The organism is Bradyrhizobium sp. Leaf396, from assembly GCF_001424605.1.
Lineage (GTDB): Bacteria > Pseudomonadota > Alphaproteobacteria > Rhizobiales > Xanthobacteraceae > Bradyrhizobium > Bradyrhizobium japonicum_C.
On record NZ_LMQJ01000010.1, the window covers coordinates 24217 to 39153 of the forward strand.

General features: G+C 63.5%; 10 protein-coding genes. 7 read left to right on the forward strand and 3 right to left on the reverse strand.

From position 1 onward, the window contains the following. Window positions 1-479: 479 nt before the first annotated feature. Window positions 480-803, reverse strand: a complete 324-nt coding sequence (locus ASG57_RS11560; protein ID WP_057196280.1) for a hypothetical protein — start codon at window positions 801-803, stop codon at window positions 480-482. A 330-nt stretch (window positions 804-1133) separates the two neighbouring features. Here ASG57_RS11560 and ASG57_RS11565 point away from each other — a divergent pair, with 330 nt between their 5' ends. Genes ASG57_RS11565 through ASG57_RS11590 form a run of 6 tightly spaced genes read left to right on the forward strand, consistent with a single transcriptional unit; the run spans window position 1134 to window position 10513 of the window. Continuing rightward, window positions 1134-2891 carry a PHA/PHB synthase family protein gene (locus ASG57_RS11565; protein WP_200948551.1) on the forward strand — a complete coding sequence of 586 codons (1758 nt, stop codon included), beginning with the start codon at window positions 1134-1136 and terminating at the stop codon, window positions 2889-2891. Window positions 2892-2894: 3 nt separating this feature from the next. Next, the gene (locus ASG57_RS11570; protein WP_057196281.1) at window positions 2895-4313 is read left to right on the forward strand and encodes a bifunctional enoyl-CoA hydratase/phosphate acetyltransferase; all 1419 of its coding nucleotides are present in this window, start codon (window positions 2895-2897) and stop codon (window positions 4311-4313) included. Then, on the forward strand, window positions 4310-5500 hold the full coding sequence (locus tag ASG57_RS11575) for an acetate/propionate family kinase (protein ID WP_057196282.1): 1191 nt from the start codon (window positions 4310-4312) through the stop codon (window positions 5498-5500). Before ASG57_RS11570 ends, ASG57_RS11575 begins: the two co-directional genes overlap by 4 nt. Before the next feature lie 46 nt (window positions 5501-5546). Further along, complete coding sequence (locus ASG57_RS11580; protein ID WP_057196406.1) at window positions 5547-6614, forward strand: HlyD family secretion protein; 1068 nt, start codon at window positions 5547-5549, stop codon at window positions 6612-6614. Further along, entirely contained in the window at window positions 6611-9385 is a 2775-nt protein-coding gene (gene rbbA, locus ASG57_RS11585; protein WP_057196283.1) for a ribosome-associated ATPase/putative transporter RbbA, read from the forward strand. Before ASG57_RS11580 ends, rbbA begins: the two co-directional genes overlap by 4 nt. A 3-nt stretch (window positions 9386-9388) precedes the next feature. Further along, window positions 9389-10513, forward strand: a complete 1125-nt coding sequence (locus ASG57_RS11590; RefSeq protein ID WP_057196284.1) for an ABC transporter permease — start codon at window positions 9389-9391, stop codon at window positions 10511-10513. 70 nt (window positions 10514-10583) lie between these two features. Here the strand turns inward: ASG57_RS11590 and ASG57_RS11595 are convergent, their stop codons facing one another. Then, window positions 10584-11051: a hypothetical protein gene (locus ASG57_RS11595; RefSeq protein WP_230646656.1), complete on the reverse strand. Its 468-nt coding sequence runs from the start codon at window positions 11049-11051 to the stop codon at window positions 10584-10586. Between the two features lie 61 nt (window positions 11052-11112). Then, entirely contained in the window at window positions 11113-11964 is an 852-nt protein-coding gene (locus tag ASG57_RS11600) for a universal stress protein (RefSeq protein WP_057196285.1), read from the reverse strand. Window positions 11965-12359: 395 nt separating this feature from the next. Between ASG57_RS11600 and ASG57_RS11605 the strand changes: the two genes are divergently transcribed. Beyond that, on the forward strand, window positions 12360-14912 hold the full coding sequence (locus ASG57_RS11605; RefSeq protein ID WP_057196286.1) for a heavy metal translocating P-type ATPase: 2553 nt from the start codon (window positions 12360-12362) through the stop codon (window positions 14910-14912). The last annotated feature ends 25 nt before the right edge of the window (window positions 14913-14937 follow it).

Sequence of the window (14937 nt, forward strand, 5' to 3'; positions counted from 1 at the left end):
GTACGAAGCCGGCGCTCGATCCGAATCATTTCGCGACGACCGACCTTGCGTAGCGGACGACGTGGAGAATCTCGCCCTTGCCGGCGTCACAACGATCTGCCGAAAGCACCCTTTGGGACAAGGTCGTCATCGCGCACGGCCTGCGCCGAGGTTTGAACGTCGCGGTGAACGGCGGCAAGAGGGTCAGCGCGTGTCATTGGTAATCCTAGCAAGTCTTCCCGGCTTTCATTCTGGACTGCAAGCGTCGATGGATCATTACTGATGCGACGCGCGTTCCGTAATTCGCCTGGAGAAGCGGGAATACCGCAATGGATAAAAGAGAGTGACGGTCTGCCGGCCGAGATCGAGCGCCCGGAGAACTCGGTCGCAAACGAGTGTCAAAACCGCTATACGATTGACGGGCGATGTGCCAATCGCGAACGGCGAATCTTGTCCGATTTGCCGGTGCTGAGTTTAGGACGAACTACTGCGGCATCTTGTCAACCGGATCTTTCGACGCCGGTGGGTTTTGACATGACCTCGGCGCAGCAAGATCGCCACTCATCCCAGGCCGCCTTCGTGTCGGCAAAGGCCGCCGTGCGTTTTTGTACAAAATCATCAAAGAGGCCCGAAACCGTCTCGCTCTTTAGCGTTGGTATTGTGCCGGGTGTCAGGCCCTTAAATTGATCGGCAAACGCGCTCGTGAACCGGCCGCCCATCCGGACGTGCTCTTCCCAATTAGAGTAGCCTATATCAGCAAGCTTCCGCACCAACTGTGTGTTGGCATGCGAAATGCCGATCATCTGCTCCAACGGATAAGTCATTGGCAGCCTCCTCTTCTGAGACACATGTCAAACCAGCGTCTATTACTCTGTTAATCCAAAATGGACCAGTCGACATTGAGCGAGATCAAGCCAACCCGCTTATCGTGCTCTTGTTGTGTTGTCCTCGAGCGGCAGGCTAACCGCATTCGGAAGGTGCACGAACCAGAATGATTCGTAGGACAGATTCTAGATGGTATTATGACAAATCGTCTTTTGTCTCTGCGCTAATGCCAAGGTCGAGGCACGCTGCTCTCGGTTGCCGCTGCCCCCGATTTGCGTCGATCTCTATATTCTCTGGCTCAGCTTGTAGAATTGTAAGGAAGAACACGAATGCCGGAGATCAACCCACAGACGCGGCCCGATCCGTTGGACGGATTGTCAGAGATGCTGGATCGGGCGGCGGCAGCGGTCCTCGCGCAAACGACCTTCGGGCTTTCTCCCGCGACATTGGCGCAGGCTTTCTCCGACTGGGGCCTGCATCTCGCCGCTTCGCCGGGCAAGCAGTTGCAGCTCGGCGCGAAAGCAATGCGCAAATGCCTCCGTTTGGCCGACTACGCCGCGCGGAGCGCGACGAAGAAGGACGCCGAGCGTGCGATCGAGCCGCTGCCGCAAGACCGCCGCTTTGCCGACGCGGCCTGGACCGCACCGCCGTTCAATCTCATCTCGCAAGCCTTCTTGCTGAACCAGCAATTCTGGCACGCGGCGACGACCGGTGTCGCGGGCGTTACCAAACATCATGAGGACATGGTGGCGTTCACCGTGCGGCAATGGCTGGACATGGCGGCGCCCACAAACTTTCTCGCCACCAATCCGGTCCTCCAGCGGCGCATCCTGGAGACAGGCGGGCAATGCTTGATCGACGGGATGCGTAACTTCATGGAGGACATGGGGCGGCTGGTCCGCGATCAGCCGCCGATTGGAACGGAAGCATTTCGGGTCGGAGAAACCGTCGCAACGGCCAAGGGCAAAGTCGTCTACCGCAACCGTCTGATGGAACTGATCCAGTATGGGCCGACGACCGATACGGTCCGGCCTGAGCCGGTGCTGATCGTCCCGGCCTGGATCATGAAATACTACATCCTCGACCTTTCGCCCGCGAACTCGCTGGTCAACTGGCTAACCGCACAGGGTTTCACGGTCTTCATGATCTCGTGGCGCAATCCGGGCAGCGCCGACCGCGACCTCGACATGGAGGACTATCGCCGGCTCGGGCCGATGGCCGCGCTCGACGCCATCGGCGCGATCACCGGTACCGCGTCCATCCATTCGGTGGGCTATTGCCTGGGTGGGACGCTGCTATCGATCGCCGCCGCGGCGATGGCGCGCGATGGTGACGATCGGCTCGCCAGCGTGACCCTGCTCGCCGCCCAGACCGAATTCTGTGAACCCGGCGAGTTGGGCCTGTTCATCGATCAGGGACAATTGAACCTCCTGGAAAGCATGATGTGGAGCCGGGGCTATCTGGACAGCAACCAGATGGGCGGCGCGTTCCAGATCCTGCGCTCCAACGATCTCGTCTGGTCGCGCGTGCTCACCACCTATCTGATGGGCGAGCGGGAGCCGATGACCGACCTGATGGCCTGGAACGCCGACGGCACGCGGATGCCCTATGCGATGCACAGCCAGTATCTGCGGCAACTGTTCCTCGAGGACGATCTGGCTGAGGGCCGCTACAAGGTCGACGGGCGCGTGATAAGCCTCTCCGCGATGCGCAAGCCGATGTTCGTCGTTGGCACGGAACGCGATCACGTCGCGCCCTGGCGATCGGTCCACAAGATCCATCGCCTGACCTGTGGCGAAATCGAGTTCGTGTTGACCAGCGGCGGCCACAACGCCGGCATCGTGTCGGAGCCGGGCCGGCCGCGGCGTTCCTACCGCCTGCTTCGCCGCGAAGCGGACGGGCCGGCGCTCGATCCCGATGAATGGCTCGTCAGGGCGCAACGCTTCGAAGGAAGCTGGTGGCCGGCCTGGGGCGACTGGCTCAAGCGTCATTCCGGCGCCGCCGTAGCGCCGCCGCCGATGGGCGCGCCCGACAAGAACCATCCGATCATCGCCGACGCGCCCGGCCTCTATGTGCTGGAGCGTTGAGCGATGGCCGATGATGGGATGATCGAGAACCGGACATTCGATGAAATCCGGGTCGGCGACACAGCCAGCATGACCCGGACGCTCCGCGAGGAGGATATCAAGCTGTTCGCGCTCGTCTCCGGCGATGTCAATCCGGCCCATCTCGACGCCGACTTCGCGGCGACTGACATATTCCGCCGCGTGATCGCCCATGGCATGTGGGGCGGCGGCCTGATATCCGCGGTGCTCGGCACCGAACTGCCGGGGGCTGGCGCTGTCTATCTCAGCCAGTCGCTGCGCTTCATCCGGCCGGTGGGCTTGGGAGACGCGATCACCGCGAGCGTGACCGTGGCCGAGAAACGGGCCGAGCAAAGCGTCATCGTGTTGGACTGCCGCTGCGTCAACCAGAACGGCGACGAAGTGATCTCCGGGCGCGCGGAGGTGAGGGCGCCGAAGGACAAGGTGCGTCGTCCCCGCATCGTGCTGCCGGATGTCCATCTGGCCGAGCATCGTGGCTATCGCCTTCTGATGGAGAAGACGACGGGGGGCGAAGCGGTGGTGACCGCCGTCGCGCACCCGTGCAGCGCCGCGGCCATCACGGCTGCGGTGGAGGCGGCGGAGGCCGGCCTGATCACGCCGATCCTGGTCGGGCCTGACGCGAAGATCAGGAAGGCTGCGGAAGAGGCCGGCAAAGACATCGCTGCGCTGCGCATCGTGCTGGCAGCCCACAGCCACGACGCGGCGGAGAAGGCGGTCGCGCTGGTGCGCGCCGGCGAAGCACGGCTGCTGATGAAGGGATCGCTTCATACCGATGAGCTGATGGGCGCGGTGATCGCTACCGCCACCGGTCTTCGCACCGAACGCAGGATCAGTCATGCCTATGTGATGGACGTGCCGGACCATCCGGTATCGCTTATCATCACCGACGCCGCGATCAACATCGCTCCGACGCTGGAGGAAAAGGCCGACATCATTCGAAACGCCATCGACCTTGCCCATGTGCTCGGCGTGGAGGAGCCGAAAGTGGCCATTCTCTCCGCCGTCGAGACCATCAATCCAGCGATGGAGTCGACCCTGGACGCAGCCGCGCTCTGCAAGATGGCGGATCGCGGGCAGATCACCGGTGGCATTCTCGATGGCCCGCTCGCCTTCGACAACGCGATCAGCGCGGCAGCCGCAAAGGAGAAGGGTATCGTCTCTCCCGTCGCCGGCCGGGCCGACATTCTTGTCGTGCCTAATCTCGAGGCTGGGAACATGCTCGCGAAGCAGCTGACCTTTCTCGGCGATGCGGATGCTGCCGGCATTGTGCTGGGGGCGCGGGTCCCCATCATCCTCACCAGCCGCGCCGACAGCCTGCGTACGCGTCTGGCCTCCTGCGCGGTCGCCGTGCTGATGGCGCGCACGGCGACCAAGGCGGCCCCAGGATTGCCGGCCAGCGCATGAAAGCCATCATCAGTCTCAATTCCGGCTCATCGAGCATCAAGTTTGCACTGTTCACGCTCGACGGAGCCAACAACCCCGCGCTGTCGGCCGGCGGCAAGGTCGAGCGAATCGGCATCGCGCCCAGCCTCCGGGTTCGCTCGGCCGACGGCGATATCCTGCTGGAGCGTGTCTGGCCGGACGGCGCATCGCTGACCCACGCCGAACTGCTCAAGGACATCTCCGCCTGGGCGGCGGAACATCTGGGCGACCGCGAGGTGATCGCGATTGGCCACCGTGTCGTGCACGGCGGGACCGAGTTCGCCGCACCGCGTCTCGTCGACGACGCAGTCCTTGATGCACTGGAAAAGCTCAACCCGCTCGCGCCGCTGCACCAGCCGCACAATCTCGCCGCCATCCGGGCGATCGCACAGCTCCGGCCGAAATTGCTGCAGGTGGCGTGCTTCGATACAGCGTTCCACCACGACAAGCCGGCGGTCGCCGCGCGCTTGCCCCTCCCGCGCGCTTTCCATGAGCAGGGCGTCCGGCGGTACGGATTCCATGGTCTGTCCTACGAGTATATCGCCCGGCGTCTGAGTGAGATCGATCCCGTGCTTGCTGCCGGCCGGGTGATCGCGGCGCATCTCGGCAATGGCGCCAGCCTGTGCGCCATGCACGCCGGCAAAAGCATCGACTCCACCATGGGCTTCACCGCGCTCGACGGACTGATGATGGGAACACGCTGTGGCGCCATCGATCCCGGCGTTGTGCTTCATTTGCAGACGCAGCTCGGAATGTCTCCGGCGGATATCGAGGATCTCCTCTACCGGAAGTCGGGGCTGCTGGGCGTGTCTGGAATCTCCAGTGACATGCGCACATTATCGGCTAGTGGCGGCCCCGAGGCCGAGGAAGCGATCGAACTTTTCTGCTGGAGGGCAGCGCGTGAGGCGGGCGGCCTCATCGCCTCGCTCAGCGGACTCGACGCCTTCGTGTTCACCGCCGGCATCGGCGAGAACCACGCCGATGTGCGCCACCGGATCTGCGGCCGGCTCGCTTGGGCTGGCCTTCGGATCGACGAGGCGACCAATCGCGACAGCGCTCTGCGGATATCGACGCCCGACAGCCCCGTAGCAATCCTCGTCATACCCACCGATGAAGAGCGCATGATCGCCCTTCACACACTCCAGGTCATTAGGAAAGATCCTTCATGAGGCCGTTCACCGATCAGGCCAGGAAGAAATGGCCGGAATGAGCAAGATGTTCACAGGAAAGCCGTGGCTCTGGATTGCCATCGCCGTCGCAGCAGGCGTCGGCGGTTGGTATCTGACGCAGCAGCTGACCAAGAGCGAATTGCCGGCCGGAATTGCGAGCGGGAACGGTCGCATGGAGGCGGTCGCGATCGACATCGCGGCCCGTTCGTCGGGGAGGATCAGGGAAATCCTCGTTCAGGAAGGCGATGTCGTCACTTCCGGACAGATACTCGTTCACATGGATACGCTTCCGCTCCAGGCCCAGTTGCGGGAGGCACGCGCCCTTCTGCAGCGAAGCCAGATTGCCAAGCAGGCGGCGCAGAGCGGAGTTTCACAGCGCGAAGCCGAGCGCTCCGCGGCGCAGGCGGTTCTCGCACAGCGGGCGACCGAGCTCGACGCCGCGCAACGCCGGCTGGAGCGGTCGGAGCAGTTGGCGGAACGCAATGCCGTGTCGCTTCAGACGCTCGATGACGACCGAGCCCGGAGGGAAGGAGCGACGGCCGCACGTGACGCCGCGCGTGCGCAAGTCGCTGCAGCCGAGGCGAGCATCGCTTCGGCGCGGGCTAAGATCGTCGATGCCGAAGCCAACATCGAAGCGGCCGAAGCCACGATCGAGCGTATTCAGGTCGACGTCAACGACAGTGCCCTTCGGTCTCCACGCGATGGACGGGTGCAATACCGCGTGGCGCAGCCGGGCGAAGTGATCGCCGCTGGCGGCCGGGTGCTCAACCTGATCGACCTCAACGACGTCTACATGACCTTCTTCCTGCCGACCGCCCAGGCCGGCCGCCTCTCGCTCGGTGCGGAGGCTCGCATCGTGCTTGATACGGCGCCGGACGTGGCGATACCCGCGACGGTGTCCTTCCTGTCCGACATCGCGCAGTTCACGCCGAAGACGGTCGAGACAGCGGAACAACGGCAAGGCCTGATGTTCCGTGTCCGCGTGCGGATCGCACGCGACTTGCTCAAGAAATATTCCGAGTACGTCAAGCCGGGCTTGCCGGGAGTGGCGTATGTGAAGCTCAATCCGGCGGCGCAATGGCCGGAGACCCTTCCGCAAAGAGTGTTGGAATGATCTCGCATGAGCAGGAACAGCGCACGTTAGAGCCGGCTGTGCTTGCTGCTCGGCTGCGAGGAGTCAGCCATGTCTTCAAAAAGAAGCGCGCGCTCGACGATATCACGCTCGACTTTCCGACCGGGCGCATGCTTGGCCTGATTGGGCCTGACGGCGTCGGCAAATCGACATTGCTGTCGCTGATCGCCGGCGCCCGCAAGGTGCAGCAGGGTTATGTCGAGGCGCTCGGCGCGAATATGTCCAGCGCGCGCGAGCGCAACGGGGTTGGTCCTCGCATCGCCTATATGCCGCAGGGACTCGGCAAGAACCTTTATCCGACGCTTTCAGTGTTCGAGAACATTGACTTCTTCGGGCGACTGTTCGGGCACGCCAAGGCGGAGCGCGAGCGGCGCATCCATGACCTGCTCGTCAGCACCGGCCTCGGTCCGTTTCGGGACAGAGCCGTCGGCAAGCTCTCCGGCGGCATGAAGCAGAAGCTGGGCCTCTGCTGCGCGCTGATCCACGATCCCGACCTTCTGATCCTCGACGAGCCGACCACCGGCGTCGATCCGCTGGCGCGTCGCCAGTTCTGGGATCTGATCGCCGGCATCAGGGCCGAGCGGCTGGAAATGAGCGTGATCGTCGCGACGGCTTATATGGCGGAGGCGGCCGGGTTCGACTGGCTGGTGGCCATGGATGCCGGGCGCGTGCTCGCCGCCGGCAGCCCCGCCGAGCTTCAGGCCCAGACCCGGACGTCGTCGCTGGACGCCGCCTTCATCGCGTTGATGCCGGACGAGAGGCGTAAGCAGCATCGCGCGGTGGTGATTCCGCCGCGGCCAGAGGACAACGGCAAGGAGCCGGCGATTGAGGCCGAGGGTCTCACCGCCCGGTTCGGAGACTTCACCGCTGTCGACCATGTCAGTTTTCGCATTCCGCGCGGGGAGATTTTCGGGTTTCTCGGCTCGAACGGTTGCGGCAAGACTACCACCATGAAGATGCTGGCCGGCCTGCTGCCCGCGAGCGGCGGCACGGCCCGGTTGTTCGGTCGTGAACTCGATCCGCAAGATCTCGGGACGCGCCGGCGCGTCGGCTACATGTCGCAGTTCTTCTCGCTCTATTCCGAACTCACCGTGCGGCAAAATCTGGAACTGCACGCCCAGCTATTCGAATTGCCTGCTGCCGACATCCCGTCCCGCGTCGACGCGATGGCGACGCGTTTCGACTTAACCGAGATCATGGACGGCCTGCCGGATGCCTTGCCGCTCGGCGTCACGCAGCGGCTCTCGCTGGCCGTGGCGACGATCCATGCCCCGGAAATATTGATCCTCGACGAGCCGACCTCGGGCGTCGATCCGGTCGCGCGCGATGCGCTGTGGCAGAGCTTCGTCGATCTGTCGCGCCAGGACGGCGTCACCATCTTCATCTCCACACATTTCATGAACGAGGCGGAACGCTGCGATCGCATCTCCCTGATGCATGCGGGCAAGGTGCTCGTCAGCGATACGCCTGCCGCGATCGTGGAAGCGCGTGGCGCGGCAAATCTCGAAGAAGCCGTCATCGGCCACTTGCAGGAAGCGGGCGGCGGCCAGGCTGTCACCGCACCGGCGACGTCCGACGCTGCTCGGTCGCATGCCGGCGCGAATCCCAATGCGAGCACGCGGCGTTTCTTCGACGTCCGGCGCATGATGAGCTACGCCCGACGCGAGACTCTTGAACTGCGTCGTGATCCGATCCGCGCCTCCTTCGCCTTCATCGGCAGCCTTCTTCTGCTTTTCGTGATCGGGTACGGGTTCAGCATGGACGTCGAGAACCTGCCTTATGCGGTTCTTGACCACGATCAGACCACGATCAGCCGGAGCTATGATCTCGATATCGCGGGCTCGCGCTATTTCACGGAACGTCCGCCCATCGCCGATTACGCGGACCTGGATCGCCGCATGCGCAGCGGCGAGCTCAGCCTTGCCATCGAGATTCCGCCGGGCTTTGCGCGCGACGCGGAGCGTGGCCGTCCGGTGCAGATCGGCGCGTGGATCGACGGCGCCATGCCGTCGCGCGCCGAGACCGCGCGCGCCTATGTCGAAGGCGTCCATGCCAACTGGATGGCGCAGGCGATGCGCGAGAAGCTCGGTCCCCGGGCGCTGGCGGGCGACTTCCAGCTTGAAACCCGCTTCCGCTACAATCCGAACGTGGAGAGCCGCAAGGCCATTGTGCCGGCGGTCATCGCCATGCTTCTCCTGCTCATTCCCGCGATGCTCGCGACGCTCAGCATCGTCCGGGAGAAAGACCTCGGCTCGATCGTCAATTTCTACGTCACGCCCGTCTCCCGGCTGGAATTTCTGCTCGGCAAGCAATTGCCCTATGTCGGCCTGGCGATGATGAATCTCGTCACGCTGACGGCGTTCGGCATCTTCGTGCAAGGCGTTCCCTTCACCGGAAACCTTGCCGCCTTCATCGCCGGCGGGCTGTTCTATGTCATCGCGACGACCGCGCTCGGACTGTTCATCTCGAGTTTTATGAACAGCCAGATCGCGGCGATCTTCCTCACCACGCTCGCGACCATGCTGCTGGCGGTCAAGTATTCCGGCATGATCGATCCGGTCGCCTCCATGGAAGGTTCGGCCGTCCTCATCGGCGCGGTCAACCCGGCGACCCACTTCGTCACCATCGCGCGCGGCGCCTTCTCCAAGGCGCTGGGGTTTGCCGAACTCCGGTCATCCCTGGTGCCGCTTTTGGCCGCGGGTCCGGTCCTGATCGGCCTGAGCGTGCTTTTTCTCAAGAAGCAGGCGCGCTGAGCCATGCGTGCCTCGAACATCTGGCGGCTGGGCGTCAAGGAGTTATGGAGCCTCGTTCGCAATCCCGCTCTGCTGGCACTGATTGCCTACGCCTTCTCCTTGCAGATCTACGTCGCGGCGACGGCGGTTCCGCTCTATCTCAACAACGCGCCGATCTCGATCGTCGACGAGGACGTCTCGTCGCTGTCGGCGCGGATCGCGTCGGCCTTTTATCGTCCCTATTTCAGCGCCCCCAAGGTCATTTCGCTCCCCGAAATGAACCAGCGCATGGATGCAGGCATCGACACTTTCGCGCTCGTGATCCCGCCCAATTTCGAACGCGACGTTTTGGCCGGCAGCGAGCCGGCGATCCAGTTCAACGTCGACGCGACCCGCATGACTCAGGCGTTCACCGGCGCCGGCTATGTGCGGGCGATCGTTTCGGCCGAGGTCACCGAATTCGCACGGCACTATCGTGCGGCAGAAGCGGCGCCGGTCGATTTGGTGTTGCGCGCGCGTTTCAACCCCGAGCTCAATGCCGGCTGGTTCAGCGCGATGATGGAAGTCATCAACAACGTCTCGCTCCTGTCGGTCATTCTGGCCGGCGCGGCGCTCATTCGCGAGCGTGAGCGCGGCACGATCGAGCATCTCCTGGTCATGCCGGTGACGCCGATCGAGATCATGCTGGCAAAGATCTGGCCGGTGGCGCTCGCGGTGTTCTTGGCAGCTCTGTTCGCGCTCACCGTCGTGGTACAGACTTGGCTTGCGATTCCGGTTGCCGGCTCGCTGTGGCTGCTCATGCTGGGCCTGGTCTTCCAGCTATTTGCGACCGCGTCGCTGGGCATCCTCCTTGCGACGATCGCGGGATCCATGCCCCAGTTTGGCCTGCTGCTGCTGATGGTGCTGTTTCCGCTGCAGGTCCTCGCCGGCGGATTGACGCCCGCGGAGAGCATGCCAAGTGCTGTCCGCGCGGTCATGATGGCCGCGCCCGACACGCATTTCGTGTCCCTGTCGCAGTCGATCCTGTTCCGGGGCGCGGGACTCGGTGCGGTCTGGCCTCAATTGCTAAACCTATTCGCGATCGGCCTTGCCTTCTTCCTGCTGTCGCTGTGGCGGTTCCGGAAGTCCTTGCGATCCCGTGGACGATAAAAAAGCAGAGCAAACACCATCCAAGGCCCAGCCGACGCACGAACGCAAAAAGCGGCGGATCGCCTTTGCGCTACGCCTTGGCGGCCCCAGAGCCCCGCGAACGCAGCAAGTCCCGTAGCTTCGGAAATTCGGTGCGCACGTGCTCGTCCAGCGCATCCGCGAATTCGGGCGTGAACCAAAAGCGCAAGACCGCATCGAATATGCGGCCCGGACCGCGAAATCCGGCCTCGACCACGTGAGAGATCGCCACGCCGTCCGCTTCGTCTTCGAGGCCCAGGATGAGTCTTCCGGGGAGCCGCACGCCCCTGACGAACTGCCAGGTGATCTCCTTGCCTGGAATCGAGGCGGTCACAACCGCATGGAATTTCAGGCGGAAACGACCGACATATTCATCCATGTAAATCAGGTTGCCGACATCGCCTGCGACCTTGCGCACAGTGTGAAATCGCAAGTGAACCCCGGGCCACCAGGCTTGATAGCTGGCGTCGTCGCAGTTCAGCATGAAGTCGGTCACTTCACGGCTGTTCAAGCCGGGCACTTGTATGTCGGTTTGCAGGCGTATCATCGCGCAGCCCTGAGAAAGCCGTTCGTGCTCGCAATCAATGCGACAGAAAGATCGGAAGCGGCGGCCGCGCGAGCATGCTTTTTGTTGCCCCGCCGAGGATGAAATCTCGAATGCGAGAGTGTCCGTATGCTCCCATAACGAGAAGGTCGGCCTCGCGTGAGGCAACATACGAATCGAGTGTGTCGCCGATGCTTCGACCGGCGGCATTGGTCGTATCCAATGTGACCTCGACACCATGAATCGCCAGATGCTTTGCGAGTTCTGCGCCAGAACGCCTGGTATTGATTGCCTTGTCGCCGGTGACCGTCACGACGTACACCCGTTTGGCCATTGCCAGTATCGGAATTGCGTCGGCAATCGCCCTCGCTGCAGGTCGGCTGAAATCCCAAGCCACCACCGCAGTGTTCAATGTGAGCGCACCGCGATGACTGGCTGGTTTCGGGGTGATAAGTGTAGGGCGTCCCGATCCGAATACGATCTGTTCAACGTACCAATCGCCGACATCGACATAATCACCCTCTCCTACGGGGACGATCGTCAAATCGCGAAGGCGTGCGTGTTCGACCAATACGTCCGCAACTTCTGAGATCAGGCAAGTCTCCGATCGCCGCTCGTGAAATACCTCCCGCTTCTCAGCGGCCTGCTGGAATGTGGTTAAGAGCGCTAGCGCATTCGTCGAACTCTTCCTGCTCTCAGCGGCGGCCAATGCGGGAACATTCAATAGGTTACCGACAACGCTTCCTGGAATTCGAAATTCAACTTCGCAGGCAACGGCCGAAATCTTGGCGCCGATGGCTGCGGCGAAGTCGACGCCTTGGGCAAGCTCCGCGACCGGCGTTGGATCCGGGTAGGTCGTCAGGACCATCAGCAAGTCTTTGAAGGCCATCTGTTCTCCGTTTTCTCCGCGTTGGCTCAGCCAATTGTTATCGCATCTTGCGCTTGCAGGGGTTGATCTCGCTCAACAATCTGGCCGAGAGAACAAACATTAATCTAGCTATTCATTGCACCAAGGATCGCCCGATCCGACCGATTGCCGGTCCGCTCAACCGGAAGAGGAGCGGCGAACATTGCGGTGATCTTGGCATGCGCTGCGGGCGTCAGAACGAAAAGCGTTTCTACCATTGAGGCTATACGAAGATTGGACTATCGCGGCATTTATGCAATCGTGAGAACAGTCCGGTCAGCCCCGTCTCCATCTCGGAGAAATGATGAGGAAGCGGCCAGCACAGGCTGGCAGCGCTCTCCCATCGTCGTCAGTGGCTTGAGGCAAAGAGGTGTGAGATGACCGAAAAACTTCGTCTGGATATTCCGATCCTGCTGCCTGACGTGCCGGACGCCGACGATGCCTGCGTCGCGCGGCTCACCTCGGAGATCGGCGGGCGCGCGGGCGTCGAGGAGGTGCACGTGCGGGGCACCGGCCCGGGCGAGCCGGCCCAGCTTTGCGTGCACTACGACCCGGAGATCATACCACTACCGCGGATCCGCGAGCTCGCGGCGAGCGCCGGTGCCACGATCAGCGAACGGTTCGGCCATCTGCTGTGGCAGGTCGAAGGGATCGCCCACCAGCGCCGGGCACGCACGGTTGCCGATGGTCTGCGTACAGTGCCGGGCGTACTGGAGGCGCAAGCGAGCGCCGGCGGGGTGGTGCGTGTTGAATTTGACCGGAGCCAGGGGTCTGAGAAGGCCGTCCGCGATGCGCTCGCCAAAATGGGTGTCACGGTGCGTGAGCAGGTCGTCGCCCGGGCGCCTGCGCCGGAGCCGCGGCGTTCCGGGAAGGACGAGGCGGCTGACGAGCATGGGGGCCATAATCATGCCGGTCCCGATCATGCCGGCCACGATCACGGCGAAGACAAGGGCGGCAGGGGCGAAAAAGATCACGATCATGCGCATGGGGGCCTTCTCGGGCCCAACACCGAACTGATCTTCTCGCTCACCTGTGGCGCTCTACTTGGCGTTGGCGTCGCGATCGAGAAGCTCCTGCCAACGGCTCCCTCCTGGCTGCCGACCGCCTGCTATATCGCCGCCTATTTCTTCGGCGGGTTCTATACGCTGCGCGAAGCGATCGACAATCTGCGCCTCAGGAAGTTCGAGATCGACACGCTGATGCTGGTCGCGGCGGCGGGCGCCGCGGCGCTTGGCGCCTTTGCGGAAGGCGCGTTGCTGTTGTTCTTGTTCAGCCTCGGCCACGCGCTCGAGCACTATGCGATGGGGCGGGCCAAGCAGGCGATTGAAGCGCTCGCCGAATTGGCTCCTCGGACGGCCACGGTGCGCCGCGACGGCGAGACGCGCGAGGTCCCCGTAGAGGACCTCGTGGTCGGTGACGTGGTTGTCGTGCGTCCAAATGAGCGGCTGCCCGCCGATGGATTTTTGGTCAAGGGCGAGTCGAGCGTCAACCAGGCGCCGGTGACCGGCGAGAGCATCCCGGTCGATAAGCGGCCGGTCGAGGACGTTACGAGGGCGCGTGCCAAGCCCAACGCCGTGGAGGCGTCGTCGCGCGTGTTTGCCGGGACCATTAACGGCGCGGGTGCGATCGAGATCGAGGTGACGCGTCTTTCGACGGAAACCGCGCTCGCCAAGGTCGTGCAGATGGTGAGCGAGGCCGAGACTCAGAAATCACCGACCCAGCGTTTCACCGATAAGTTCGAGCGCATTTTTGTGCCGGCGGTGCTGGCGCTCGCCGTCATTCTGCTGTTCGCCTGGATGGTGATCGATGAGCCGTTCAGCGCCAGCTTTTATCGCGCCATGGCGGTGCTGGTGGCGGCCAGTCCCTGCGCACTGGCGATCGCCACGCCGAGCGCAGTGCTGTCGGGCGTGGCGCGAGCGGCGCGGGGCGGCGTTCTCGTAAAAGGCGGTGCCCCACTGGAAAATCTCGGCTCGCTGAGCGCGATCGCGTTCGACAAGACCGGCACGCTGACGGAGGGCCGTCCGCGCATCACCGACATCGTCCCGGCCGAGGGTGTTTCGGAAGACGAACTGCTTAGGGTCGCCGTGGCCGTCGAGCAACTCAGCGACCATCCGCTTGCGGAGGCGATCGCGCGCGACGGCCGTGAGCGGTTGGGTGGACGCGACGTCGCGGAGGCGCAGGATCTCAAGAGCCTCACCGGACGCGGGGTGACCGCAACGCTGGAGGGCAAACCGGTCTGGATCGGCAAGGCCGAGATGTTCGGCGCCGACGGCATCGCGCCGCTGGGCGAGGCCATGGTAGCCGCCATTGCGAAACTGCGCGACGGCGGCCGCACCACGATGGTCGTGCGCTACGGCGACAAGGAACTAGGTGCGATAGGCTTGATGGATACGCCACGCGCCGCCGCGCGCAAGGCGCTGGCCGAGCTGCACACGCTCGGCATCAAGCGGATGATCATGATCTCCGGCGACCACCAGAAGGTCGCCGACGCTATCGCCAAGGATGTCGGGCTCGACGAGGCCTGGGGCGATCTGATGCCGGAGGACAAGGTTGAGGCGATCAAGAAGCTGAGCGCCGAGCAGAAGGTCGCCATGGTCGGCGACGGCGTGAATGACGCGCCGGCAATGGCGAGCGCCACGGTTGGCATCGCGATGGGCGCGGCCGGCTCCGACGTCGCTCTGGAGACCGCGGACGTCGCGCTGATGGCCGACGATCTCAGTCACCTGCCCTTTGCTGTGGGCCTCAGCCGCCATACCCGCGGGATCATCTTGCAGAACGTGTTCATCAGCCTCGGCGTAGTCGTGCTCCTGGTGCCCGCGACGATCCTGGGGCTCAGCATCGGTGCGGCAGTCGCGGTGCATGAGGGTTCGACGCTCGTGGTCGTCGTCAACGCGCTGCGGCTACTCGCGTATCGCGACAGGAGACAATAGCAGCTCGGCGTATTCCCCACCGGAG

What these genes read in the sequence shown, in the direction of transcription:
- ASG57_RS11560 (WP_057196280.1), bottom strand. Translation starts at nt 803, where the DNA reads ATGACTTATCCGTTGGAGCAGATGATCGGCATTTCGCATGCCAACACA.
- ASG57_RS11565 (WP_200948551.1), top strand. Translation starts at nt 1,134, where the DNA reads ATGCCGGAGATCAACCCACAGACGCGGCCCGATCCGTTGGACGGATTG.
- ASG57_RS11570 (WP_057196281.1), top strand. Translation starts at nt 2,895, where the DNA reads ATGGCCGATGATGGGATGATCGAGAACCGGACATTCGATGAAATCCGG.
- ASG57_RS11575 (WP_057196282.1), top strand. Translation starts at nt 4,310, where the DNA reads ATGAAAGCCATCATCAGTCTCAATTCCGGCTCATCGAGCATCAAGTTT.
- ASG57_RS11580 (WP_057196406.1), top strand. Translation starts at nt 5,547, where the DNA reads ATGTTCACAGGAAAGCCGTGGCTCTGGATTGCCATCGCCGTCGCAGCA.
- rbbA (WP_057196283.1), top strand. Translation starts at nt 6,611, where the DNA reads ATGATCTCGCATGAGCAGGAACAGCGCACGTTAGAGCCGGCTGTGCTT.
- ASG57_RS11590 (WP_057196284.1), top strand. Translation starts at nt 9,389, where the DNA reads ATGCGTGCCTCGAACATCTGGCGGCTGGGCGTCAAGGAGTTATGGAGC.
- ASG57_RS11600 (WP_057196285.1), bottom strand. Translation starts at nt 11,964, where the DNA reads ATGGCCTTCAAAGACTTGCTGATGGTCCTGACGACCTACCCGGATCCA.
- ASG57_RS11605 (WP_057196286.1), top strand. Translation starts at nt 12,360, where the DNA reads ATGACCGAAAAACTTCGTCTGGATATTCCGATCCTGCTGCCTGACGTG.